The sequence below is a fragment of the Mesorhizobium sp. M2A.F.Ca.ET.037.01.1.1 genome (assembly GCF_003998075.1).
GTDB lineage: Bacteria > Pseudomonadota > Alphaproteobacteria > Rhizobiales > Rhizobiaceae > Mesorhizobium.
Genome location: NZ_RZSA01001640.1, coordinates 1 through 694, shown reverse-complemented (window position 1 = coordinate 694; position 694 = coordinate 1). Strand labels below are relative to the sequence as shown.

The window sequence follows — 694 nt, the reverse complement described above, 5'->3', positions numbered from 1 at the left end:
CCTTCTTCGGATCGGTGACGACCGGCGTGAGCAGATGCGGGATGCCGTCATAGACGGAGAGCTCGAGCATCTTCGGGTCGATCATGATCAGCCGGCATTCCTGCGGCGTCATCCGGTAGAGCAGCGACAGGATCATCGTGTTGATGGCGACCGACTTGCCGGAGCCGGTGGTGCCGGCGACCAGCACATGCGGCATCTTGGCGATGTCGACGATGACCGCCTCGCCATTGATGGTCTTGCCGAGCGCCAGCGCCAGCTTCGCCTTGGTCGTCTCGAAGTCGCGACTGGCCATGATCTCCCTCAGATAGACCGTCTCGCGCTTGGCGTTGGGCAGCTCGATGCCGATGGCATTGCGGCCAGGCACCACGGCGACGCGGCAGGCGATCGCGCTCATCGAGCGGGCGATGTCGTCGGACAGGCCGATGACGCGCGAGGACTTGATGCCGGGCGCCGGCTCCAGCTCGTAGAGCGTGACGACCGGACCGGGGCGGACATGGATGATCTCGCCCTTGACGCCGAAATCCTCCAGCACGCCTTCGAGAAGCCGCGCGTTCTGCTCCAGCGCGTCCTTCGACAGGCTTGGATCCTTGGCGACGTTCTTCGGCTCGGAGAGGAAATGCAGCGACGGCATCTCGAACGTGTCGGAGCCGATCAGCGAGGTCTGCGCCTCGCGCTGCACACGGGCGCCCGGCAC

The 694-nt window shown here is 65.4% G+C and carries 1 protein-coding gene; it reads right to left on the bottom strand.

Features of this window, described 5'->3' with window-relative positions; all coding sequences use genetic code 11:
- Positions 1-694: DNA translocase FtsK (locus EOA27_RS38915; protein WP_145970928.1), on the bottom strand; the 694-nt coding region annotated here is incomplete at both ends.